At 59.6% G+C, this 24100-nt stretch carries 24 protein-coding genes and 1 other RNA gene; 6 read left to right on the forward strand and 19 right to left on the reverse strand.

Annotated elements, in window-relative coordinates; genetic code table 11:
* Positions 1-5: 5 nt before the first annotated feature.
* The 9 genes from mraY to rsmI form a co-directional block, all read right to left on the reverse strand.
* Positions 6-1088: a phospho-N-acetylmuramoyl-pentapeptide-transferase gene (gene mraY, locus AC3WWR_RS10885; RefSeq protein WP_008016698.1), complete on the reverse strand. Its 1083-nt coding sequence runs from the start codon at positions 1086-1088 to the stop codon at positions 6-8.
* Positions 1088-2455 (reverse strand): UDP-N-acetylmuramoyl-tripeptide--D-alanyl-D-alanine ligase, encoded by a 1368-nt coding sequence (locus AC3WWR_RS10890; RefSeq protein WP_083349737.1) that lies wholly within the window; start codon positions 2453-2455, stop codon positions 1088-1090. Before AC3WWR_RS10890 ends, mraY begins: the two co-directional genes overlap by 1 nt.
* On the reverse strand, positions 2448-3911 hold the full coding sequence (locus AC3WWR_RS10895) for a UDP-N-acetylmuramoyl-L-alanyl-D-glutamate--2,6-diaminopimelate ligase (protein ID WP_020800845.1): 1464 nt from the start codon (positions 3909-3911) through the stop codon (positions 2448-2450). The genes AC3WWR_RS10890 and AC3WWR_RS10895 overlap by 8 nt, the downstream gene beginning before the upstream one ends.
* Positions 3911-5650, reverse strand: coding sequence for a peptidoglycan D,D-transpeptidase FtsI family protein (locus AC3WWR_RS10900; RefSeq protein WP_173667183.1), 1740 nt, complete (start codon positions 5648-5650; stop codon positions 3911-3913). The genes AC3WWR_RS10895 and AC3WWR_RS10900 overlap by 1 nt, the downstream gene beginning before the upstream one ends.
* Complete coding sequence (gene ftsL, locus AC3WWR_RS10905) at positions 5650-5943, reverse strand: cell division protein FtsL (RefSeq protein ID WP_020800843.1); 294 nt, start codon at positions 5941-5943, stop codon at positions 5650-5652. The genes AC3WWR_RS10900 and ftsL overlap by 1 nt, the downstream gene beginning before the upstream one ends.
* Complete coding sequence (gene rsmH / locus AC3WWR_RS10910) at positions 5940-6887, reverse strand: 16S rRNA (cytosine(1402)-N(4))-methyltransferase RsmH (RefSeq protein ID WP_008060265.1); 948 nt, start codon at positions 6885-6887, stop codon at positions 5940-5942. The genes ftsL and rsmH overlap by 4 nt, the downstream gene beginning before the upstream one ends.
* Positions 6884-7339 (reverse strand): division/cell wall cluster transcriptional repressor MraZ, encoded by a 456-nt coding sequence (gene mraZ, locus AC3WWR_RS10915; protein WP_033040298.1) that lies wholly within the window; start codon positions 7337-7339, stop codon positions 6884-6886. The genes rsmH and mraZ overlap by 4 nt, the downstream gene beginning before the upstream one ends.
* A 356-nt stretch (positions 7340-7695) precedes the next feature.
* Positions 7696-8049, reverse strand: an RNA gene (rnpB, locus tag AC3WWR_RS10920) — RNase P RNA component class A.
* Positions 8050-8123: 74 nt separating this feature from the next.
* Positions 8124-8996 (reverse strand): 16S rRNA (cytidine(1402)-2'-O)-methyltransferase, encoded by an 873-nt coding sequence (gene rsmI / locus AC3WWR_RS10925; protein WP_042955884.1) that lies wholly within the window; start codon positions 8994-8996, stop codon positions 8124-8126.
* Between the two features lie 208 nt (positions 8997-9204).
* Here rsmI and AC3WWR_RS10930 point away from each other — a divergent pair, with 208 nt between their 5' ends.
* From AC3WWR_RS10930 to AC3WWR_RS10945, 4 genes are all read left to right on the forward strand, one after another.
* Complete coding sequence (locus tag AC3WWR_RS10930; RefSeq protein WP_020800839.1) at positions 9205-11016, forward strand: penicillin-binding protein activator; 1812 nt, start codon at positions 9205-9207, stop codon at positions 11014-11016.
* On the forward strand, positions 11016-11378 hold the full coding sequence (locus tag AC3WWR_RS10935; RefSeq protein WP_020800838.1) for a YraN family protein: 363 nt from the start codon (positions 11016-11018) through the stop codon (positions 11376-11378). Before AC3WWR_RS10930 ends, AC3WWR_RS10935 begins: the two co-directional genes overlap by 1 nt.
* 104 nt (positions 11379-11482) lie before the next feature.
* On the forward strand, positions 11483-12076 hold the full coding sequence (locus AC3WWR_RS10940) for a phosphoheptose isomerase (RefSeq protein ID WP_007972584.1): 594 nt from the start codon (positions 11483-11485) through the stop codon (positions 12074-12076).
* On the forward strand, positions 12073-12651 hold the full coding sequence (locus AC3WWR_RS10945) for a BON domain-containing protein (protein ID WP_492598692.1): 579 nt from the start codon (positions 12073-12075) through the stop codon (positions 12649-12651). The genes AC3WWR_RS10940 and AC3WWR_RS10945 overlap by 4 nt, the downstream gene beginning before the upstream one ends.
* A gap of 149 nt (positions 12652-12800) precedes the next feature.
* Here the strand turns inward: AC3WWR_RS10945 and AC3WWR_RS10950 are convergent, their stop codons facing one another.
* From AC3WWR_RS10950 to rplM, 7 genes are all read right to left on the reverse strand, one after another.
* Positions 12801-13214, reverse strand: coding sequence for a ClpXP protease specificity-enhancing factor (locus AC3WWR_RS10950; protein WP_007943725.1), 414 nt, complete (start codon positions 13212-13214; stop codon positions 12801-12803).
* A 16-nt stretch (positions 13215-13230) separates the two neighbouring features.
* Positions 13231-13848, reverse strand: coding sequence for a glutathione S-transferase N-terminal domain-containing protein (locus AC3WWR_RS10955; protein ID WP_007972581.1), 618 nt, complete (start codon positions 13846-13848; stop codon positions 13231-13233).
* A 155-nt stretch (positions 13849-14003) separates the two neighbouring features.
* Positions 14004-14786 carry a cytochrome c1 gene (locus AC3WWR_RS10960; protein WP_020800905.1) on the reverse strand — a complete coding sequence of 261 codons (783 nt, stop codon included), beginning with the start codon at positions 14784-14786 and terminating at the stop codon, positions 14004-14006.
* Entirely contained in the window at positions 14786-15997 is a 1212-nt protein-coding gene (locus AC3WWR_RS10965) for a cytochrome b (RefSeq protein ID WP_007943720.1), read from the reverse strand. The genes AC3WWR_RS10960 and AC3WWR_RS10965 overlap by 1 nt, the downstream gene beginning before the upstream one ends.
* Positions 15997-16590 (reverse strand): ubiquinol-cytochrome c reductase iron-sulfur subunit, encoded by a 594-nt coding sequence (gene petA, locus AC3WWR_RS10970; protein ID WP_008060255.1) that lies wholly within the window; start codon positions 16588-16590, stop codon positions 15997-15999. Before petA ends, AC3WWR_RS10965 begins: the two co-directional genes overlap by 1 nt.
* A 269-nt stretch (positions 16591-16859) precedes the next feature.
* Complete coding sequence (rpsI, locus tag AC3WWR_RS10975) at positions 16860-17252, reverse strand: 30S ribosomal protein S9 (RefSeq protein WP_003228056.1); 393 nt, start codon at positions 17250-17252, stop codon at positions 16860-16862.
* A 14-nt stretch (positions 17253-17266) separates the two neighbouring features.
* A complete protein-coding gene (rplM, locus tag AC3WWR_RS10980; protein ID WP_003228062.1) occupies positions 17267-17695 on the reverse strand; it encodes a 50S ribosomal protein L13 in 429 nt (142 codons plus the stop codon).
* Positions 17696-17941: 246 nt separating this feature from the next.
* Between rplM and AC3WWR_RS10985 the strand changes: the two genes are divergently transcribed.
* Entirely contained in the window at positions 17942-18982 is a 1041-nt protein-coding gene (locus AC3WWR_RS10985; RefSeq protein WP_454866284.1) for an NADP(H)-dependent aldo-keto reductase, read from the forward strand.
* Positions 18983-19112: 130 nt separating this feature from the next.
* Here AC3WWR_RS10985 and AC3WWR_RS10990 read toward each other — a convergent pair whose 3' ends face one another.
* On the reverse strand, positions 19113-20249 hold the full coding sequence (locus AC3WWR_RS10990) for an acyl-CoA dehydrogenase family protein (RefSeq protein WP_492598693.1): 1137 nt from the start codon (positions 20247-20249) through the stop codon (positions 19113-19115).
* 220 nt (positions 20250-20469) lie between these two features.
* On the opposite strand from AC3WWR_RS10990, the gene AC3WWR_RS10995 reads away from it, so the two are divergent.
* A complete protein-coding gene (locus AC3WWR_RS10995) occupies positions 20470-21390 on the forward strand; it encodes a GlxA family transcriptional regulator (protein ID WP_177326158.1) in 921 nt (306 codons plus the stop codon).
* A gap of 155 nt (positions 21391-21545) precedes the next feature.
* On the opposite strand, the gene zapE is transcribed toward AC3WWR_RS10995, so the two are convergent.
* Both zapE and AC3WWR_RS11005 read right to left on the reverse strand, forming a co-directional pair.
* The gene (gene zapE, locus AC3WWR_RS11000) at positions 21546-22640 is read right to left on the reverse strand and encodes a cell division protein ZapE (RefSeq protein WP_020799783.1); all 1095 of its coding nucleotides are present in this window, start codon (positions 22638-22640) and stop codon (positions 21546-21548) included.
* Positions 22641-22730: 90 nt separating this feature from the next.
* Positions 22731-24086: a tryptophan--tRNA ligase gene (locus tag AC3WWR_RS11005; protein ID WP_020799782.1), complete on the reverse strand. Its 1356-nt coding sequence runs from the start codon at positions 24084-24086 to the stop codon at positions 22731-22733.
* Positions 24087-24100 lie beyond the last annotated feature (14 nt).

Raw genomic sequence — 24100 nt, forward strand, 5'->3', positions numbered from 1 at the left:
AGTTTCTACCTCAATTTTAGGGTGGCAAGGCCAATCAGCACGAGAATCACGGTGATGATCCAGAAACGGACAATCACGCGTGGCTCGGGCCAACCCTTGAGTTCAAAGTGGTGGTGAATCGGTGCCATGCGGAACACACGGCGACCGGTCAGCTTAAAGGAAGCAACCTGAATGACGACTGACAGGGTTTCCATCACGAACACGCCGCCCATGATGAACAAGACGATTTCCTGGCGAACGATTACCGCGATGGTGCCCAGGGCCGCGCCCAACGCCAATGCGCCGACGTCACCCATGAAGACTTGTGCCGGGTAGGTGTTGAACCACAGGAAGCCCAGGCCAGCGCCGATCAGCGCGCCGCAGAATACGATCAGCTCACCCGCGCCCGGTACATAAGGGATCAGCAGGTATTCGGCGAATTTCACGTTACCCGACAGGTAGCAGAAGATCCCCAGGCCGCCGCCGACCATCACGGTCGGCATGATCGCCAGGCCGTCGAGGCCGTCGGTCAGGTTGACCGCGTTGCTCGAACCCACGATCACGAAATAGGTCAGGACGATGAAGCCTGCGCCCAGCGGGATGCTGTAGTCCTTGAGCATCGGCAGGATCAGCGTGGTTTCCACCGGGGTGGCGGCAGTCATATAAAGGAAGATCGCCGCGCCCAGGCCGAACACCGACTGCCAGAAATACTTCCAGCGGCTCGGCAAGCCACGGGAATTCTTTTCGATCACTTTGCGGTAGTCGTCGACCCAACCGATGGCACCGAACAACAGGGTCACCAACAGGACAACCCAGACATAACGGTTGGTCAGGTCGGCCCACAACAGGGTGCTGACACCAATCGACGATAGAATCAGCGCGCCACCCATGGTTGGGGTGCCGGACTTGGACAAGTGCGATTGCGGGCCGTCGTTGCGAACGGACTGGCCGATCTGACGGTTCTGCAGGGTGCGGATCATCCACGGGCCATAGCACAGCGACAAGACCAGCGCGGTCAGCACACCGAGTATCCCGCGCAGGGTCAGGTACTGGAAGACCGCGAAGCCTTTGTAGAACTGTTGCAGATACTCCGCTAGCAGCAGCAGCATTAATGTTTCTCCGGACTGGACCCGCACAAAGCGGCAACGATGTTTTCCATCGCAGCGCTGCGCGAGCCCTTGATCAAAATGGTGGTGTTTGTGTCTTGCTCGGCGCCCAGCGCCTTGATCAGTTCAGCCTGAGTGCTGAAGTGAAAGGCTTGGGGTCCGAAGGCGTTGACGGCGTGAACCATCATCGGTCCGACGGCGTACAGCGCAGAAACCTTGCCACGGGCGTACTCGCCCACATCGCGGTGCCCCTGCTCTGCCCAATCGCCCAACTCGCCGATATCCCCGAGCACCAGAACGGTGCGACCGGAAAAGCCCGCCAGTATATCAACGGCAGCGCACATGGAGGTGGGGTTCGCGTTATAAGTGTCATCAATCACGCGCATGCCATTGCTGGCCAGTTGCGCGACGGTACGACCCTTGACCGGTTGCACCGCACCGAGGCCGGTGGCGATGCCGAACAGCGACACACCCAGGGCGTGGGCGGCAGCCGCAGCGGCCATGGCATTGGCAACGTTATGGGTGCCGAGCAGGTTCAGTTGAACGCGCTCCTCACCTTCAGGACTGTGCAGGTTGAACGCCGGGCAACCACGCGCATCGGTAGCCAGGTCACTGGCGTAGAAATCGGCACTGACATTGCTCAGGGCGAAGGTCAGCACCTTGCGCTCGCCAGCGCGGGTCTTCCAGATGCCGAACGCCTTGTCGTCGAGATTGAGTACGGCGACGCCATTGGCATCGAGCCCATCAATGATCTCGCCCTTGGCTTCGACGATTTTTTCCGGCCCGCCGAATTCGCCGACATGGGCGGTTCCGGCATTGTTGAGGATGGCCACATGAGGTTTGGTCAGGCCCACGGTATAAGCAATTTCACCCAGACGCGAAGCACCGAGCTCGATCACGGCGGCGCTGTGTTCCGGTGCCAGTTCGAGCAGGGTCAACGGAGCGCCGAGGTCGTTGTTCAGGTTGCCGCGGGTTGCCAGCACCGGACCGCGAGTGCGCAGGATGCTCGCGAGCATTTCCTTGACCGTGGTCTTGCCACTGGAACCGGTGATGGCGGCGACTGGCTGGGTGAATGCCGCGCGATTGAGCGCGCCCAGTTGACCCAATGCCTGGCGGGTATCGCTCACCAGCAATTGCGGCAGCGTGCTGTCGGCGACTTCACGCTCGACCAAGGCTGCCACGGCACCTTTGGCTGCGACTTCATTGAGATAGTCATGGCCATCGAAGCGCGGACCGGCCAAGGCGATGAACAGCTGGCCCGGCTTGATTGCACGACTGTCAATGCTGACCCCGTCGAAGCTCGCATCAGCGGCGATCAACCGCCCATTCAGCGCGCCGGTGAGTTCGCTCAGTTTCAAGGCTTTAAGCATGGGCCACCTCCCACGCGGTCAAGGCGTGATCGGCCTCGACCAGATCGGAAAAGGCATGGCGCTCGCCATTGATTTCCTGATAGTCCTCATGACCTTTACCGGCCAGGACAATCACGTCATCGGCCGACGCACCCGCGATCAACTGCGCAATCGCCTGGCCACGGCCGGCAACGAAGGTCACTTTATCCACAGCGGTGAAGCCTGCACGGATGTCATCGAAAATCACCGATGGATCTTCGGTACGCGGGTTGTCGTCGGTGACCAGCACACCATCGGCCAGACGCTCGACCACTTCGGCCATCAGCGGACGCTTGCCGCGATCGCGATCGCCGCCACAGCCGAACAGGCACAGCAGCCGACCTTTGACGTGAGGACGCAGGGCCGTCAGGACTTTTTCCAGCGCATCCGGGGTGTGGGCGTAATCGACCACCACCAACGGCTGGGTACCACCGCCCAGGCGTTGCATGCGTCCGGCCGGGCCTTCAAGTTTCGGCAGCACCTTGAGGATTTCGTCCAGGGCGTAATCCAGACCGAGCAAGGCGCCAATCGCCGCCAGCACGTTGCTCAAGTTGAAACGACCCAGCAATGTACTGCGCAGGTGGTGTTCGCCCTGGGGCGTGACCAGCGTGGCACGCACGCCTTCGTCGTCGAACTGCGCCTGGCGGCAATAAAGATAAGCGCTGCTGTCGAGCAGGCTGTAGGTGATCAGCCGCGATTCGCGCTTGTCGGCGGCCAGTTGCCGGCCGAAGTCATCGTCGAGGTTGATTACCCGGCATTTCAGATCGTTCCAGGCAAACAGCCTGGCCTTGGCTTCGCCATAGGCCTGCATGGTGCCGTGGTAATCCAGGTGGTCGCGGGACAGGTTCGTCATCACGGCCACATCGAATGCCAGCGCGGTGACACGGCCCTGGTCCAGACCGTGGGACGAGACCTCCATGGCAACCGCCTTGGCCCCGGCTTTTTTCAGGTCGCCCAGGGTCGCTTGCACTGCAATCGGGTTGGGCGTGGTGTGCAGGCCGCTTTCCAGCGCGCCATGAAAACCACAGCCAAGGGTGCCGACAATGCCGCAGTGCTGGCCCAGAAGGTCCAGCGCCTGGGCCACCAGTTGGGTCACGCTGGTCTTTCCGTTGGTGCCGGTCACGCCCACCAGTTTCAGGTGATGGCTCGGCTCGCCATAAAAGCGTCCGGCGATGTCCGACAACTGCGCCGCCAGCCCCTTGACCGGAATCAGCGGCACGTCAGTGATTGGCAACACCGTGGCGCCTTCCACTTCATAAGCTACGGCCGACGCGCCGCGCGCAAGCGCATCGGCAATGTGCGCACGGCCATCGAACCTGCCGCCCGGCACCGCGAGGAACAAGTCACCGGCGCGTACGTTGCGGCTGTCGAGCGCCAATTCACGGATCAACAGATCGTGGCCGGCGTGGGGGAAAATCTTGTTCAGGCTCAGAGACATCAGCCGCGCCCTCCATTGGCTTTCAGTGGAACGACCGGCGCTGCGTTCGCTTGTTGGGTAGGTGGCAGGTTGTCCGGGGTGATGTTCATCAAACGCAGGGTGCCGGACATCACGCGGCTGAACACCGGCGCAGAGACCAGGCCACCGAAGTAACCAGCCTTGGTCGGCTCGTCGATCACCACCACGATGGCGTAGCGTGGATCGCTCATCGGGCCGAAACCGGCGAACAGCGAGCGGTAGGAGTTCTCGGCGTAGCCTTTGGTACCGACCGACGTTTTACGCGCGGTACCCGACTTGCCGCCCACGTGATAGGCCGGCACCTGTGCACGGAATACACCGCGCGGCGCTTCAATCACTTGCTGCAGCATGCCTTGCATGGTCTTCGCGACGGCTTCCGGGAGCACCTGGGTAGTCTGCGGCGCCTTGTCGGTCTTGATCAGTGTCAGTGGCGCCAGGCGACCGTTGTTGGCCAACGCCGAGAACGCGTGAACCAACTGGATCGCCGTCACGGAAACACCGTAGCCGTAGGACAGCGTGGCGGTTTCAGCCTTGCGCCACTCGCGGTAGTTCGGCAGGTTGCCGACACGCTCGCCCGGGAAGCCGAGGCCGGTATCCTGGCCCAGACCGACTTTCTGAGCGAGACGGAAAATCGTCTCGCCACCGATATCGAACGCGATCTTGCTCATGCCAACGTTACTGGAATTGATCAGGATGCCAGCCAGGTCGAGCACCGGCCCTTCGGACTTGGATACGTCCTTGATGGTGTACTTGCCGATCTGCAAGGAGCCCGGATACACCTCGACGGTATCGCTCGGTTTCCAGCGCCCGGTTTCGATCGCGGCGCTCATGGAGATCGCCTTCATGGTCGAACCCGGTTCGAACACGTCGATCATCGCGCGGTTACGCATCATCGCCGGTTGCAGGTTGCGGCGGTTGTTCGGGTTGTAGGTCGGCTGGTTGACCATGGCGAGGATTTCGCCGGTCTTCACGTCCATGATCACCAGGCTGCCGGCCTTGGCGCCGTTCTCGATGATCGCGTTGCGCAACTCGCGGTTGGCCAGGTACTGCAGGCGCAGGTCAATGGACAACGCCAAGGGCTTTCCGGCCTTGGCGTTTTTGGTAACCTGGACATCCTTGATCAACCGGCCGCGCCGGTCCTTGATCACCTGCCGTTTGCCGGGGACCCCGGCCAGCCATTCATCGTAGGCCAGCTCGACACCTTCGCGTCCGTGGTCATCAATGTCGGTAAAGCCGACCATATGGGCCGTGACCTCACCAGCCGGGTAGAAACGGCGGAACTCTTCGATCCCATAGACACCCGGCACTTTCAGGTCGAGTACGGCCTGGCCTTGCTCAGGCGTCAGCCCGCGCACCAGATAAATGAACTCCTTGTTGGCCTGTGCCTCTAGGCGCTCGGCCAGGGCCTTGGGGTCTTGCCCCAGCGCGGCAGCCAGTGCCGGCCATTTTTCCTTGGCCAGCTGCATTTCCTTGGCATTGGCCCACAGGGTGGTGACCGGCGTACTCACGGCCAAAGGTTCGCCATTTCGGTCGGTGATCAGGCCACGGTGAGCCGGGATCGGAATATGCCGAACGCTGCGCGCATCGCCCTGGCCTTTGAGAAAGGCACGGTCGACCACTTGCAGGTCAATGATGCGCCAGGCGATCGCCGCCACCATGACGCCGAGCAGACCCAGCACCAGGCGGAAGCGCCATGGAAAAAGAGCACCTTCGAGTTTCATCATGGCGCCACCATCTGCACTTCGGCGGCACCGGGAATGCGCATTTTCAGTTGTTCAGTGGCCAACACTTCGATACGGCTATGGGCGGTCCAGGTGCTTTGTTCGAGAATCAAGCGCCCCCATTCGGCCTGCGCCTTATCGCGCACGCTCAACTCGCTGTACAACGCGTTCAGCAACTGACGGTTCCAGTGTGCGCTGTAGGACACGCCTATGGCCGACACGAGCACGCCAACGAACAACAGCAGCATGAAAAAGCTTCCGCCGGGCAGTGGCTTGGCGAAAAGCTTGCTCACCGCAGCTTCTCCGCCACACGCATGACAGCACTGCGCGAACGTGGGTTGGCCTTCAGCTCGGCATCGGAGGCCGTCTGCGCTTTGCCATGGATCTTGATTTTCGGTTCGAAGGCGACGTGCCGAACCGGCAGGTTGCGTGGCAGGTTGTCGGCTTCGCCTTTAACCAGCTTGCGCATGAACAGCTTGACGATGCGATCTTCCAGCGAATGGAAGCTGATGACCACCAGGCGACCGCCCACTTCCAGGCTCTCCAGCGCCGCTTCAAGGCCGGCTTCCAGATCGCCCAGTTCGTTGTTGACGTGAATGCGCAGGCCCTGGAATGCACGGGTTGCCGGGTTCTTGCCCTTTTCCCAGGCAGGATTCGCCACTTTCAGGACTTCAGCCAGATCGGCAGTGCGCTCGAACGGCTTGATATCGCGACGTTCGGCGACGGCACGGGCCATGCGCCCGGAAAACCGCTCTTCGCCGTATTCCTTGAACACTCGGGCGATTTCTTCCACGGGCGCGGTGTTGACGAATTCGGCCGCGCTGATCCCGCGGGACGGGTCCATGCGCATGTCCAGCGGACCATCGTTGAGAAAACTGAAACCGCGCTCCGGGTCATCCAGCTGTGGCGAAGAGACGCCCAGGTCGAGCAATACACCGCTGACCTTGCCGTTCATGCCGCGCGCGGCGACTTCCGCACCCAGCTCGGCAAAGCTGCGCTGCACAACGACAAAGCGGCCGTCTTCGGCCGCTAGCGTCTGCCCGGTGGCAATCGCTTGAGGGTCTTTGTCGAACCCTAGCAACCGACCATCGGGACCGAGCCGGCTGAGGATCAACCGGCTGTGTCCGCCGCGTCCGAACGTGCCGTCCAGATAGCAGCCATCAGGACGTACGGCGAGAGCCTCGACGGCTTCGTCAAGCAGTACGGTGATGTGGTTAAAGCCGCTATCTATAGTCACAGGATCAATTCACGCAGTTCGTCAGGCATCGCGCCCGGTTCTTGAATAGCAGCCAGGTCAGCGGCAGCAACCGCATCCCAGGCATCCTCGTCCCACAATTGGAACTTGTTCAGTTGGCCTACCAGCATCGCGCGCTTATCCAACTTGGCATATTCACGAAGACGCGGCGGAACCAGAAAACGACCACTGCCATCGAGCTCGAGGTCGACGGCATTACCAATCAGTAAACGTTGCAGACGACGGTTCGCTTCATGAAGCGAAGGCAGTGCGCGCAGTTTGGTTTCAATAATTTCCCACTCATCGAGGGGGTAAACACACAAACACGGATCAACGGCATCAATTGTGACAATTAACTGCCCGGAACTTCGCGAAACCAGCTCGTCACGGTACCGGCTCGGCATGGCGAGACGGCCCTTTGCATCGAGACTGATAGCGTTGGCTCCGCGAAACACGTCAGCGTTTCTCCAAATTCTAGCGTTTCCAGCTCAAAAAACCCACTTCATGCCACTTTCCGCCACTTGCGCACACTATAGGAATGCGCCCACCGCACCGTCAAGGCGCGCTTTAAAGGAAAACCCTTACAGAACTGAGATTTAGGAGCATATAGAGGGGAGCAAGCAGGATCAGGCAGATGAAAACGCCCAATAACTTGAATCAGCACAAGGGGCTGCGCTCGGAAGTTAAAGTGATTTATTAAGAGTAAGATTTTTTTGGTATTACGAAAGTGATAATGCGGACGTTTGGGAAAGGAGGGTAATTGCCATCATCAGGCCCCTGCTCAATGAGTTAAGCAGAGGGGAGAAAAAAGGTGGAGAGTCGATCTGTAAGCCGGGTTCTGTCTTGAACAGTCATTCGTCTACGATGGCCATCACTGGACACCTTTAGCAACCTACCCGGTCCCAGCGCGGGCCACGCCTTGGGACCCTATTTGGTCTTGCTCCAAGTGGGGTTTACCTAGCCACGAACTGTTGCCAGACGTGCGGTGCGCTCTTACCGCACCTTTTCACCCTTACCGGCGCCGAAGCGCTTAGGCGGTTATTTTCTGTGGCACTTTCCGTAGGCTCACGCCTCCCAGGCATTACCTGGCACTTCGCCCTATGGAGCCCGGACTTTCCTCCCCCCCCTAATTTTCATAGAGGGCAGCGACTGTCCGATCGACTCTCCGCCGCGAAGGTTAACGGCAGAGCGACCGAAGAACAAGTGATAAACGCCTCCGGCCACGCCAGCGCGTCGGTTTTACTCGCCTTTCTGTTTATCCAGCGCGACCTGATAGAGAACATTCTTGCGCTCGCCGGTAATTTGCGCGGCCAACGCCGCTGCACGCTTGAGCGGCATCTCTTCAAGCAACAGATCGAGGATCCGCATCGCCTCACTGCTGACAGCGCCTTCTTCCTCGGGAGCCGTCCACCCCGCCACCAGCACCACGCACTCACCCCGCTGCTGATTACTGTCCGACTCGACGAACTCGCGTAATTGGGCGAGCGGCAAGCCCTTGAGCGTTTCGAACGTCTTGGTCAACTCCCGCGCCAGCAAAGCCGGGCGTTCGGCACCGAACACCTGTTCCATGTCCTGCAGGCATTCGAGGATACGGTGCGGCGCCTCATAGAAAATCAGCGTGCGCGATTCCTCCTTGATGAGCTCCAGGCGCGCACGACGCCCCACTGCCTTGGCCGGCAGGAAGCCTTCGAAGATGAAGCGGTCCGACGGCAAACCCGCCGCCGACAGCGCCGCGATCAACGCACACGCCCCCGGCACCGGCACCACGTTGATACCCGCCGCACGCGCCTGGCGGACCAGGTGATAGCCCGGGTCGGAAATCAGCGGCGTGCCGGCATCGGAAATCAATGCGACATCGTCACCCGCGAGCAAGCGGGTAATAAAGCGGCTACCTTCATCACGCTCGTTATGCTCATGACAGGCAGCCAGGGGCGTGGGAATGCCGAAATGCTGCATCAGGCGCTGGGAGTGACGGGTGTCCTCGGCGGCAATCAAGGCGACCTCACGCAGAATCTTCAGCGCCCGGGCACTGATATCGTCCAGGTTGCCGATGGGCGTCGCCACCACATAGAGCGAGCCAGCAGCGGAATTCAAAGCACCTGGAGCAGTCAAAGCGCACACCTCATGATCGGTAAAACGGCCATTGTAACGCGTAGCGACGCTCGCGATACGGGCAAGCAACACCCGCTTTTGTGGCCTTTTGTGGCGCACAGCAACATTTACACCCGCTAAATTGGTCGATTCGCACGACCGACATCGCGCCCCGGCCAGTGCTTGGGTACAATTCCACGCTAATTTGATCGAGTATCAGGAACACTACATGATCGCTTGCCTGCGGCTGTTCTCTGCCCTATGCCTCGCTGCCTTGCTGGCGGCTTGCGCCAGCTCGCCCTCCTCCAGCCTTGGCGAACTTCCACGGACCCCGGATGCCAGCATCGAGCAACTGCTCGAAAAGGCCACCCAAAGCAAATCGCCGGAAGACGCGGCGCTGCTGCGCCTGAGCGCAGCCGACCTGGCCTATCGCCAGGGCAATGCCGGGCAATCCGCGCAGATCCTGCAACAGGTCCCAGTGGAAACACTCAAGCCGGGCCAGCAGATCTTCGCCAACACCCTGGCGGCCGAACTGGCCATGACGCGCAACCAACCGAAAGCCGCGCTGACCGCCTTGAGCCATCCAAGCCTGCAGCGCCTCGGTGAAATGCCGGAAGAGCAACAGGTGCGCACCGGCACCGTTCGCGCCCGCGCCCTTGAAGCCGATGGCCAAACCCTCGCCGCCGCACGGGAACGCATCTTCATCGCCCCACTGCTCAGCGGTGAAGCCGCCAGCAAGAACCACGAGGCGATCTGGGTCTTGATCGCTTCGCTGCCGACCGACCAATTGCAGCCAACCACCACCGACGATCTTGGCGGCTGGATGGCCCTGGCGCTGGCAGTGAAATCTGCCGGCACCCTGGAACAGCAGCAGGCGGCGATCGACAACTGGCGCGCCCAGAACCCGAAACACCCGGCCGCCAAACAGCTTCCACTGCCGCTGACCAACCTCAAGGACCTGGCCAGCCAGCCCCTGAGCAAGATCGCCCTGCTCCTGCCGCAGGACGGCCCGCTGGCATCGGTTGGCAAAGCATTGCGCGAAGGCTTCATGGCCGCCCACTACCAGGCACAACAAGCCGGGCAGAAACCGCCAGCCATCGAGTTCTATGACAGCTCGCGCCTGACCTCGCTCGACGAGTTCTATCGCAAGGCCCAGGCCGATGGCGTGCAACTGGTGGTAGGCCCGCTGGAAAAACCACTGGTCAAACAGCTCAGCGCCCGACCACAACTGCCTATCACCACGTTGGCGCTGAACTACAGCGAAGGCGCACAAGGACCCGCCCAGCTGTTCCAGTTCGGCCTGGCCGCTGAAGACGAAGCCCGCGAAGTCTCGCGCCGCGCTCGCGCCGATGGCTTGCATCGCGCCGCCATCATGGTCCCCAAGGGCGAGTGGGGCGACCGCGTACTCAAGGCGTTCAGCCAGGACTGGCAAGCCAATGGTGGCAGCATCGTCGCCACCGAGCGTGTCGACCAGCCGGTACAACTGGCCCAGCAGATTGCCGACATGTTCCAGCTGCGCCAGAGTGAAGGTCGCGCCAAGAGCCTGCAATCCACTGTTGGCTCGCAGGTAGCCGCCCAGCCGTCGCGTCGCCAGGACATCGAGTTCATTTTCCTCGCCGCAACGCCCCAACAGGCGCAGCAGATCAAGCCGACCTTGAACTTCCAGTACGCAGGTGACGTTCCGGTCTACGCCACGTCCCACGTCTTCAGCGCCAGCGGTGACGTCAACCAGTACAACGACATGAATGGCGTGCGCTTTTGCGAAACCCCATGGCTGCTGGACGCCAATGACCCTCTGCGTCGCCAGGTCACCGCGCAATGGCCGCAAGCGGCCGGCAGCCTGGGTCGCCTGTACGCCATGGGCGTGGATGCCTATCGCCTGGCGCCACGCCTGGGCCAGCTCAAGGCCCTGCCGGACAGCCGCATCGAAGGTCAGTCGGGTAGCCTGAGCATGACCCAGAACCAGCGAGTGGTGCGTGAGTTGCCATGGGCGGAGTTCGTCAATGGTCAGGTGCAACGCTTGCCGAACACCCCGCGCTGATGCCTGAAAGGTCTCGCCAGCAATGCGGTAAAGATGCCGAGCGCCATGCGCTCGAGCATCTTCAGCAACACGGCCTGCAGCTACTGGCGCAGAACTGGTTGTGCAAACGCGGCGAGCTTGATCTGGTCATGCTGGAGGGCGATACAGTAGTATTCGTTGAAGTTCGCTACAGAAAGAACACTCAATGGGGTGGCGCGCTCGATAGCATCGATGAGCGCAAACGGCAAAAACTGATTTTTGCCGCGCAGTATTTTCTCCAGCGAGAGTCGCGCTGGGCTAACTCCCCTTGCCGCTTCGACGTGGTTGCGATCGACAGCAACCTCGATCAGTTGAACTGGTTGCAAAATGCCTTCGACAGCTGATTGCCTACGCCCCGAACCGGACACTACCACTCAACACTTTTGCTCTTTGCTTTGCGGGCTGCACATTCACGTGCCGGACAGCCGCGCTCATTAAGGTCACACAGATGGACATGCAATCCCGAATTCGCCAGCTTTTTCAGGCCAGTATCGACACCAAGCAACAGGCGATGGAAGTACTTGCACCGCACATCGAGCAAGCCAGCCAAGTGATGGTCAACGCCTTGCTCAACGAGGGGAAGATGCTTTCCTGCGGCAATGGTGGTTCTGCTGGCGACGCCCAGCACTTTTCGTCCGAGCTGCTCAACCGCTTCGAGCGCGAACGCCCGAGCCTGCCAGCCATTGCGCTGACGACGGACAGTTCGACGATCACCTCGATCGCCAACGACTACAGCTACAACGAAATTTTCTCCAAACAGATCCGTGCTCTTGGCCAGCCGGGCGATGTGCTGCTGGCAATTTCCACCAGCGGCAACTCGGCAAACATAATTCAAGCGATCCAGGCCGCACATGATCGCGAAATGATTGTCGTAGCATTGACCGGTCGCGATGGCGGCGGCATGGCGTCGCTGCTTTTGCCTGAGGACGTAGAGATTCGCGTACCGGCCAACGTCACCGCACGTATCCAGGAAGTCCACCTGCTGGCGATCCACTGCCTTTGCGACTTGATCGACAGCCAACTGTTCGGGAGTGAAGAATGACCCATAATCGCCTCGGCCTACTGGCCCTGACCCTGTGCCTCGGCATCAGCGGCTGCACCTCGGTGGTTAATGCCAGCCGTGAAGCGCCGATTGAAGATGATCGCGGCACCCGCACTTTCGGCAGCAAGATCGACGACTCATTGATCGACACCAAGGTCGGCGTCAACATCGCCAAGGCCGATCCGGCCTTGGATAACGATTCGCACATTGTCGTCACCAGCTTCAACGGCGTCGTACTGCTCGCCGGGCAAACCCCGCGTGCCGACCTCAAGGCCAAGGCCGAACAGGCCGCTGCCGCCGTCCAGCGGGTGAAGACGGTCCACAACGAACTGCAGGTCCTGCCACCCTCTGGCTTCCTTGCCCGCCAGAACGACACCTGGCTGACCTCCAAGATCAAGACCCAGATGCTCACCGATCCGAACATCCCCGGCTCGCGCATCAAGGTGGTCACCGAGAACGGCATCGTTTACCTGCTGGGCTTGCTGACCAAGCAGGAAGCCGCCCAGGCGACGAACCTGGTGCAAGGGGTTTCCGGTGTGCAGAAAATTGTGAAGCTGTTTGAGTACATCGACTGACCCCGCTCCTGTAGGAGCTGCCGCAGGCTGCGATCTTTTGATCTTAAAAGACAAAATCAAAAGATCGCAGCCTCGTTTCACTCGACAGCTCCTACGCTTGAAGGTGGTGAAGTAATAAAAAAGGCGATCCTTTCGGATCGCCTTTTTTATTACTTCACCACCTTCAAACTCGGCCGCCCGCTGGGTCGCGGTGGCTCGCTGTCCGGAGGCGGAATATCATCATCCGGCTCGATCTCTTCCTCGTCCTCCATGGGCGACTCCAGATCGAACACCATGCCCTGGCCATTCTCCCGGGCGTAGATGCCCAGGATCGATGCGATAGGCACGTACAGGGTATGCGGCACCCCACCAAAGCGGCCTTCGAAGCTCACCGCCTCGTTGTCCATGTGCAAATGACGCACGGCCTGTGGCGATACGTTCAGGACGATCTGGCCATCACTGGCAAAGCCTTGCGGCACCTGCACCGAGGGATACTCGGAATTAACCAGCATGTGCGGGGTACAATCGTTATCAACAATCCACTCGTAGAGCGCGCGGACCAGATAAGGTCGACTGGAGTTCATATCGGCTCCTTAAGCCTTAGCGCATGTCGCGTTCGACACCAGACAGACTCGCCTGGAAAGCCTCACGCGCAAACTGGCGCTCCATATAATCAAGCAGCGGCTTGGCTGGCCGCGGCAGTTCTATACCCAGAATCGGCAATCGCCAGAGTATTGGCAATAGGCAGCAATCCACCAGGCTTTGTTCCTCGCTGAGGAAAAATGGCTTGTCGGCAAACAGCGGCGAAACGCCTGTCAGGCTCTCGCGCAACTCTTTACGCGCCACTGCACGCGCCGCTTCCTTGGTCCGCGAATCCAGGATCAGATCCACCAGACCACACCAGTCACGCTGAATACGATGAATCAGCAAACGACTGTTGGCGCGCGCCACCGGATAGACCGGCAACAGCGGCGGATGTGGGTAACGCTCATCCAGATATTCCATCACCACCGTAGATTCCCACAGCGCCAGGTCACGATCGACCAGCGTCGGCAAGCTGCCGTAAGGGTTCACTTCGATCAGTTTAGGCGGCTGGCGACCAGCCTCCACATAAATGATCTCGGCGCTTACACCTTTCTCTGCCAGTACGATTCGCACTCGGTGGGAATAGTGGTCGGCGGGGTCGGAGTAACAGGCCAACCGATTGGTCACGCCCATGGCGATCCTCCTCGCTTGTTGAAATGATCGGAAGCGGAAAAACGAGCGCGCCCAGAGGGCGCCTCCCGTAACGCAGTACCTGGCTCACCAGGCTCGTTACCCTTTCAGAGGCGCCCTTGGGCGCGCGCGATTAACAGCAATTGCTTGAAGCTTTATCAGTGCACATCTTTCCAGTATTCGCGCTTGAGCAAGTAAGCGAATACGAAGAAGAACGCCAGGTACAGCAATACGTACGTACCGATGCGCTGATGTTGCAGCTTAACCGGGTTAGCCGAGTAAGCCAGGAAGGTTACCAGATTCTTGACCTTCTCATCGAACTGCTCTTCGGTCAGGGCACCACTCTTCGGCACAATGGTCAGCTGATCGCACGCTTCATGAGTCAGCGCCGTACCGGTCAGCGGATCATATTGCTTCTTGCCGTCCTCGACGATCTGAACCTGTTTGCAACCGACAACCTGGCGACCCTGCAGGCCGACCAGCACGTTAGGCATGCCCACGTTCGGGAAGACCTTGTTGTTCACACCCCACGGGCGCGACGGATCTTCATAGAACGACTTCAGGTAGTTGTAGAGCCAGTCGGTACCACGCACACGAGCGACCAGGGTCAGGTCAGGCGGTGCCGCACCGAACCAGGCCTTGGCGTCAGCTGGCTGCATGCCGATGTTCATGTGATCGCCGATCTTGGCGCCGGTGAACACCAGCTTGTCGAGCATCAGCTCATGGGGGATGCCGAGGTCATCGGCAACACGCTCATAACGCTGGAACTTGGCGCTGTGGCAGCCCATGCAATAGTTGGCGAACGTACGTGCGCCATCCTGCATGGCAGCCTTGTCGGAAACGTCGATATCGACCTTTTCCAGCTCCGGGCCACTCGATGTCGATGCGAAAGACAGTACAGGCATCGCCGCAAGAATCAGTACAGCAAATAGTTTTTTCATCAGCCAGTCACCCTTTCCGGAACCGGTTTGGTCTTCTCGAGCCTGGTATAGAACGGCATCAGGATGAAGTAGGCGAAGTACAGGAAGGTACATACCTGCGACAGCAACGTACGGCCCGGAGTCGGCGCCAGGACACCCAGCACACCCAGGATCACGAACGAAATGCAGAACACCCAGAGCCAGATCTTGCTCAGCCAGCCCTTGTAGCGCATCGACTTGACCGGGCTACGGTCCAGCCACGGCAGGACGAACAGCACGGCGATGGCCGCACCCATGGCGATCACACCCAGGAGCTTGTCCGGAACCGCACGCAAGATCGCGTAGAACGGCGTGAAGTACCAGACCGGAGCGATGTGCTCTGGGGTCTTGAAGGCGTTCGCCACTTCAAAGTTCGGCTTCTCGAGGAAATAGCCGCCCATTTCCGGGAAGAAGAACACGATCGAACAGAAAATGAACAGGAACACCACCACGCCGACGATATCTTTCACGGTGTAGTACGGGTGGAAGGCAATGCCGTCCAGCGGTACGCCGTTTTCGTCTTTGTATTTCTTGATGTCCACGCCATCCGGGTTGTTCGAACCGACTTCGTGCAACGCCAGGACGTGCAGCACTACCAGGCCGAGAATAACGATGGGCAGCGCCACCACATGCAAGGCGAAGAAGCGGTTCAGGGTGATGCCGGAAATCAGGTAGTCACCACGAATCCACTGGGTCAGGTCGTTGCCGATGACCGGGATCGCACCGAACAGCGAGATGATCACCTGGGCACCCCAGTAGGACATCTGACCCCACGGCAGCAGGTAACCCATGAAGGCTTCAGCCATCAGCGCCAGGTAGATCAGCATGCCGAAGACCCACACGAGCTCACGCGGCTTCTGGTACGAGCCGTAGAGCAAACCACGGAACATGTGCAGATAGACCACGATGAAGAACGCCGAGGCGCCGGTGGAGTGCAGCAGACGCAGGATCGAGCCGTACTCGACGTCGCGCATGATGTACTCGACGGAAGCAAAGGCCTCTTCCGCCGACGGGGTGTAGCTCATGGTCAGCCAGACACCGGTGACGATCTGGTTGACCAGAACGAGCAGTGCCAGGGAGCCAAAGAAATAGAAGAAGTTGAAGTTCTTCGGGGCGTAGTACTTGCTGAGATGGTCTTCCCACATTTTGGTCGCGGGAAAGCGCGCATCAACCCAATCCATGAACTTGCTCATCACGCTTTCTCCGTATCGACGCCAACGACAATGATGTCATCGGTCTCATAGGAATGCGGGGGAACTGGCAGGTTCAAAGGCGCAGGTTGCGACTTGTAGACGCGGCCAGCCAGGTCGTAGTGGGAGCCGTGGCAAGGACAGAAATAGCCACCTACCCAGTCCTTGCCCAAGTCCGCGGGAGCGACTTCGGGACGGAAGGTCGGCGAGCAGCCCAGGTGCGTGCAGATGCCGATCAGCAGCAAAACTTCAGGCTTGATCGACCGCGTTTCGGGGTCGACATAGGTCGGTTGTGTCGAGTTCTTGGAGGTCGGGTCAGAAAGCTGGCCCTCGATCTTTTTCAGATTCCCCAGGATTTCCTCGGTACGGCGGACGATGAACACCGGCTGGCCGCGCCACTCAGCAATCATCTGCTGGCCTGGCTCGATCTTGCTGACATTCACCTTCACCGGTGCACCTGCGGCTTTCGCCTTGGCACTGGGAAACCATGACCCCACGAACGGGACCGCAGCCCCCACCGCTCCTGCAGCACCCACCACGGATGTGGCTGCTACCAAGAAGCGACGCCGGCCTGCATTCACGCCGTCATTGCTCATTCAGTCCTCTCCCATCAGCTTTGTGGCCTGTTAAATCAGGCATCTACTAAGTAAAACTCTGTACTTATAAAAATTTTGCCGAATGGTAATGAAAAGCCCCAATTCTGACAAGGTAATTACCCTGGGGCACCACTGCCAAGCCTTGTAGTATAGGGCCTCTGCTGATGTGGCAAGTTGTCACAGCGCAATTCTTCAAGAAAATTACACGCACAAAAAAACGCCCAGCTCCGTGAGGAAACTGGGCGTTCTTTTTTGAACGTGGAAGCGAATTAACGCTTCGAGTACTGCGGACGCTTACGCGCTTTACGCAGACCAACTTTCTTACGTTCAACTTCACGTGCATCGCGGGTTACGAAGCCGGCTTTACGCAGGGCGCTGCGCAGAGTCTCGTCGTAGTCCATCAGAGCGCGGGTGATGCCGTGGCGGATTGCGCCAGCTTGACCACTCACACCACCGCCGATCACGGTGACGTAGATGTCGAACTTCTCGACAGTCTCAGTCAATTCCAGCGGCTGACGAACTACCATGCGGGCAGTTTCGCGGCCGAAGAAATTATCCAGCGAACGATTGTTGATGGAGATGTTACCAGTACCCGGACGCAGGAAAACGCGTGCGGTTGCGGTCTTGCGACGGCCAGTGCCGTAATTTTGAGTCGCCGACATAATGAACTATTCCGTTAAATCTTCAGTTCTTGGGGCTGCTGAGCAGTATGAGGGTGTGCAGCGCCCGCATAGACTTTCAGCTTACGGTACATGTCGCGACCCAGCGGGTTCTTAGGCAGCATGCCTTTGACCGCGGTCTCGATCACGCGCTCAGGGGCCTTGGCGATCAGCTTTTCAAAGTTGATCGACTTGATGCCGCCCGGGAAACCGGAGTGGGAGTAGTACATTTTGTCAGTGGTTTTAGCGCCGGTAACACGGATCTGCTCGGCGTTGATTACGACGATGTAGTCGCCGGTGTCAACGTGAGGAGTGTACTCAGGCTTGTGCTTGCCACGCAGACGGCTCGCGATTTCGGTGGCCAGACGACCCAGGGTCTGACCAGCAGCGTCGACGACAAACCAGTCGCGCTTTACTGTTTCCGGTTTAGCAGTAAAAGTTTTCATTCTTTATAGCCTCAGGGGCCGCCCTGTAAATTAGACGGCGGATCTTACTGAATAGTGCGTACTTTGACAAGTCAAAGGCAGCCGGATACAGACGCTTTCGGGGGCTCGGGTCGGCGCGTCCGTTCAACGGCAAGATTCTTCGGCGGCGGCGCATCACTTCCACTGCAGAAAGAGGTGCGCAATTATGCAGATTGCGAAAAATAATTCAACCTGCTTTTATGATTGTTTTGCCCAAGGAGCTACCCGATGGAGTATCGCCAGCTAGGCCGAACCAACCTGAACGTGAGCGCAATCTGCCTCGGAACCATGACCTGGGGCGAGCAAAACAGCGAGGCAGACGCCTTCGCCCAGATCGAGCGAGCCAAGGACGCCGGGATCAACTTCATCGATACCGCTGAAATGTACCCGGTGCCGCCCAAGGCCGAAACCTATGCCAGCACCGAACGCTACATCGGCAATTACTTCAAGAGCCGTGGCGATCGCAGCGACTGGATCCTCGCCAGCAAGATCGCCGGCCCCGGCAATACCATCGACTACATCCGCGACAAGAACCTGCGCCACAATCGCCAGCACATCACCGAAGCCGTGGACGCCAGCCTCCAGCGCCTGCAAACCGATTATATCGACCTGTACCAGTTGCACTGGCCGGAGCGCAGCACCAACTTCTTCGGCCAATTGGGCTACAAGCACAAGACCGAAGCCAACCTGACACCCCTTGAAGACACCCTCGAAGCGCTGGACGAACAGGTCAAGGCCGGCAAGATCCGCCATATCGGCCTGTCCAACGAAACGCCGTGGGGCACCATGCGCTTCCTGGTCCTGGCCGAAGCCCGTGGCTGGCCGCGCGCGGTGTCGATCCAGAACCCGTACAACCTGCTCAACCGCAGTTTCGAGGTCGGCCTGGCGGAAATCGCCATCCGCGAACAATGCGGCCTACTCGCCTATTCGCCGCTGGCATTCGGTTTCCTGTCAGGCAAGTACGAAGGTGGGGCCCGCCCGCCAAAAGGTCGGCTGAGCCTCTACAGCCGCTTCAGTCGGTATTTCAACCCGCAGTCGGAAGCGGCCTGCAGCCGCTACGTTGCACTGGCCCGCGAGCACGGCCTGGACCCGGCGCAAATGGCCCTGGCATTCGTCACGCAACAGCCGTTCGTGACCAGCAACATCATTGGCGCCACGACACTGGAGCAACTGGACAGCAACATTGCCAGTTTTGATCTGAAGTTGTCGGATGAAGTGCTGGAAGGGATCGAGGCGATCCACAAGGATCATCCGAATCCCGCCCCTTGATTGATCAATAAATCGCCATCGCGGGCAAGCCCGCTCCCACAGTGAGCAGGGTGTTCACAAATGCTGTGTACAGCTCAAAACCTGTGGGAGCGGGCTTGCCCGCGATGGCGCCCTAGCAGTCGCCGCAAGATCAAAGCGACCGCGCAATAATCTCCTTCATGATTTCATTGGTCCCGGCATAGATCCGCTGCACCCGCGCATCCGCCCACGCCCGGGCGATCGGGTATTCCCACATGAACCCGTAACCGCCATGCAATTGCACGCACTCGTCGAGCACCTTGCACTGCAGGTCCGTGCCCCAATACTTCGCCATCGCCGCCGTCGGTACGTCGAGCTTGCCTTGCAGGTGCAACTCCACGCAGCGGTCGACAAAGACCCGGCCGATCTGAATCTCGGTCGCCATCTCGGCGAGTTTGAAACGAGTGTTCTGGAAGTCGGCAATCGCCTGGCCGAAGGCTTTGCGCTCTCGGGTGTACTCCAGGGTCCATTGCAACGCCGCTTCAGCCGAAGCCAGCCCGCCGATGGCCACGGTGAGGCGCTCCTGCGGCAGTTCCTGCATCAGATAGGCGAACCCCATCCCGGCCTGGCCCAGCAGGTTTTCCCTGGGCACTCGCACGTCCTGGAAAAACAGCTCCGAGGTGTCCTGGGCCTTCATTCCGACCTTTTCCAGCCGCTTGCCCTTGTCGAAACCCGGCGTATTGGCTTCCACCAGAAACAGACTGGTGCCCTTCGCGCCCGCCTTGGGATCAGTCTTGGCCACGACGATCACCAGGTCGGCGAGGAAACCGTTGGTGATGAACGTCTTCGAGCCGTTGATTACATACTCGTCGCCGTCCAGCACGGCAGTGGTCTTCACGCCTTGCAAGTCGGAGCCCGCACCCGGCTCGGTCATCGCAATGGCACTGACCATCTCCCCGGAAACCAGTTTGGGCAGGTATTTGTGTTTCAACGTTTCACTGCCGTAATGCAGGATATAGGGCGCAACGATGTCCGAATGCAGGGAAAAACCGATACCGGTCAATCCGAGGCGCCCTATCTCTTCGATAACCACCGCGCTGTATAGAAAGTCCGCCCCCAACCCGCCGTACTGCTCCGGCAGATGCGAGCACAACATCCCCGCCTCCCCCGCCTTGTTCCAGAGTTGACGGTCGATATAGCCCTGTTTTTCCCATTGCCCATGGAACGGCACCGCTTCTTTCTCGAGGAACGTTCGCACACTGTCGCGAAAAAGTTCGTGCTCGGAGCTGAACAAGGTTCTCGGAATCATGCGGCACCTTATCTTTGTTTTTAAAGGAATGGACCTTCAGAGACTAAGCCTGGCGCCCGATACAGGACACTGGACACATCCGACAAAAAATAAGACGATCCAGCCGTCTGGTGACCACTTTCCCCTATAAGAATAAAGTTGAATTATGTCTAACCAAGCCTCCACGCCCTTGCGGCGCGTCAGCATCCTGGCCATTGACCGGGTTTTCGCCTCCACCCTCATGCAGGCCAAGGACTTCTTCCACCTCGCCAGCCTGCGTTACGGCAAACAACTGGGCCATGGCCTGACGCCAGCGTTCGAAACCCGACTGGTCAGCCCCGACGGCAAACCGGTCAATACCTTCAGCGACGTAGTGATCCCGGTGGACGGCGGCCTGGAAAATGCCGACATCATCGTCATTCCCGCGTTCTGGGACGATTTCGAAACCCTGAGCAAACGTCATCCCGAGGTCCTGTCCTGGCTGCGCCAGCAACATGCGCGCGGCGCTGTACTCTGTGGCGAGGCCACCGGCGTGTTCTGGCTCGCCGAAGCCGGTCTGCTCGATGGCAAGGAGGCGACCACCTACTGGCGCTTCTTCAATGCCTTTGCAGAACGCTTCCCGAAGGTGCAACTCAATCAGGACAAGCACCTCACCGACGCCGACAACCTGTATTGCGCGGGTGGCACTACCTCGGCATGCGACCTGTACGTCTACCTGATCGAGCGCTTCTGCGGCGCCAACGTCTCCCAGGCTGTAGCACGAGACATCCTCTATGAGGTGCAACGCAGCTACTCGCCGGGAAGAATCGGCTTCGGCGGGCAAAAGCTGCATCAGGACGTGATCATCCTGCAGATCCAGCACTGGCTCGAAGAACACTTCGCTGACAAATTCCGTTTCGAAGACGTCGCCCGCGAACATGGCATGAGCATCCGCAACTTCATGCGCCGCTTCCAGACCGCCACCGGCGACAAACCCCTGCATTACCTGCAGCGCCTGCGCATCGAAACCGCCAAAGGCTTGCTGTCCGGCAGCCGCAAGAGCATCAAGACCATCAGCTACGAAGTTGGTTACGACGATGCGAGCTTCTTCGCACGACTGTTCCGCCAACACACGGAGTTGTCGCCGAACCAGTATCGGCAGCAGTTCCAGCAAGCGGCCTGAACCTCAAGGCATTCGCAAAACACTGAGCTGCCGCAGGCTGCGATCTTTTGATTTTTAAGATCAAAAAATCGCAGCCTGCGGCAGCTCCTACAGGGGATATTCAGCGCATAAAAAAAGGCCTGCATCTGCAGGCCCTTTTTATTTTCCGAATCGTCCTACGGCTTATGCGCCCGGGCCAGGAACTCGTGGGACTGCATTTCGAGCAAGCGACTCAGGGTTCGCTGGAACTCAAAGTTCAGGCGACCACCGGTGTAGAGGTCCTTGAGTTCGACTTCGGCAGAAATGATCAGCTTGACGTTGCGATCGTAGAATTCGTCGACCATGTTGATGAACCGTCGGGCGATGTCATCGGTCGTGACGCTCATCTGCTCGACACCGCTGAGCAACACGGCGTGGAAGATCTTGCCCAGTTCGATGTAGTCGTTCTGGCTGCGCGGGCCGTCGCAGAGTTCGCGAAAGTCGAACCACGCCACGTCGTCACAGGTGCGAAGGGCACGAATTTCGCGGTTCTCGATCATCAGCACGTCGTTTTCGATCGCTGCGGTGCATTCCGGCGTCAGCGCGCGGAAGCTCTTGCGCAGGCTTTCGTGGGAGGCTTCGTCGAGCGGGAAGTGGAACAGCTCCGCTTGTTCGAGGTGACGCAGGCGATAGTCGACGCCGCTATCGACGTTGACGATCTCGGTGTTTTGCTTGATCAGCGCGATGGCCGGCAGGAAGCGCGCGCGTTGCAAGCCGTCCTTGTACAGGCCGTCCGGCACGATGTTCGACGTCGCGACCAGGGTGACACCGTTCTTGAACAGTTCTTCCATCAAGGTGCCGAGGATCATGGCGTCGGTGATGTCGGAGACGAAGAATTCATCGAAGCAGATCACCCGGGCTTCGGTGGCGAAGCGCTTGGCAATGATGGTCAGCGGGTTTTTCTCGCCGCCCAGGGTCTTCATCTCTTCGTGCACGCGCTTCATGAAGCGGTGGAAGTGAGTCCGGGACTTTTCCTTGAACGGCAGCGCTTCGAAGAAGGTGTCGACCAGGTAAGTCTTGCCGCGACCCACGCCGCCCCAGAAGTACAGGCCCTTGACCGGCGCCTGATCCTTCTTGCCAAACAGTTTGCCCAGCAGGCCCGGCTTGTTCTGCTCGGCCGCGACCAGATCGTCGTACAGGCGCTGCAGATGACGCACGGCAGTTTCCTGCGCGGCATCATGGAAGAATTCCGGGCGTTTCAGATCAGCTTGATATCGTTCTAGGGGCGTCATAATTCGTTAGCAAGGCAACAAAAACGGGCCGTCACTGTAGCGATGGCCCGTGGGAATGGCAATCAGCCCTTGGTCGGGCCGAGCCGTTGATTATTCCTGGACTGGCGTCAGGGCGATCCGCAAAGCCTCGATCGCCGCATCACGCGCGCCGCTGTCAGCGAACGCCGGGCTGTCACCCACGCACTGATCTTCAAGCCAGACGCTGAAGCCCAGGGCTTCGCTGCGCACGTCCAATGGCTGGCCCGACTGCAGCTGTTTGGTCACCTGCCCGGCGGTTTTACCGTCGGCGAAGTTGCGCGACAGCAACAGTTGCTCGCCATCGGCCGCCAGCAAACGGAAGCGGAAACTGCCGTCATCTTCACGGAAGCTGACAAAACGCGCAGCCTTCGCGGCTTTCTTCTTGGTGGTCGTTGCCACTTGAGCCTGGGCAACGAACGAACGCAGGCCTACCGCTTCGCGCAATTCGTTGAGGAAAGGAGTCGCGACTGTCCGCGCCTTTTTCGCCCCGTGCTGCAGGATGTCTTCAAGATCCGCCGGGCGCTCGATCAGTTGGTTGTAACGCTCGCGGGACTCGCCCAGCTCGCTGTCCAGCAGTTGGAACAGGCGGTTCTTCGCCTCGCCCCAACCCAGCCCCTGCAGCAGGTCGCTGCGGAATTCGTCAGCTTGCGCGGGGGTGGCGAACGCCTGGAACAAGGTGAACAGGTGCGAATTGTCCGGATCTTTTGCCTCACCCGGTGCACGGGAGTCGGTGACGATACGGGAAATCGCATCCTTCATTTCTTTGGCGCTGCTGAACAACGGAATGGTGTTGTCGTAGCTCTTGGACATCTTGCGGCCGTCCAGGCCCGGCAGCGTGGCCACGCTTTCCTCGATCAACGCCTCGGGCATGGTGAAGAATTCCTTGCCCTGGCCGAACAGGTGGTTGAAGCGCTGGCCGATGTCCCGGGCCATCTCCACGTGCTGGATCTGGTCGCGACCGACCGGCACCTTGTGCGCGTTGAACATCAGGATGTCCGCGGCCATCAGCACCGGGTAGCTGTACAGGCCCATGGTGATGCCGGCGTCCGGGTCTTCACCGGTCTCGATGTTCTTGTCCACCGAGGCCTTGTAGGCATGGGCGCGATTGAGCAGGCCCTTGGCGGCGACGCAGGTCAGCAGCCAGGTCAGCTCGGGGATTTCCGGAATGTCGGACTGACGGTAGAAGGTCACGCGGTCCACATCCAGGCCACCGGCCAGCCAGGTCGCGGCGATCTCCAGGCGCGAGCGCTGGATGCGCAGCGGGTCATCGCACTTGATCAGGGCGTGGTAGTCGGCCAGGAAATAGAACGAATCGGCATTGCTGTCACGGCTGGCAAGGATCGCCGGGCGGATGGCGCCTGCGTAGTTGCCCAGGTGCGGCGTGCCGGTGGTGGTGATGCCGGTGAGGATACGGGTACGAGTCGTCATGGGTAATCGCTTGT

The sequence above is a fragment of the Pseudomonas sp. EB271-G4-1 genome, from assembly GCF_058791355.1.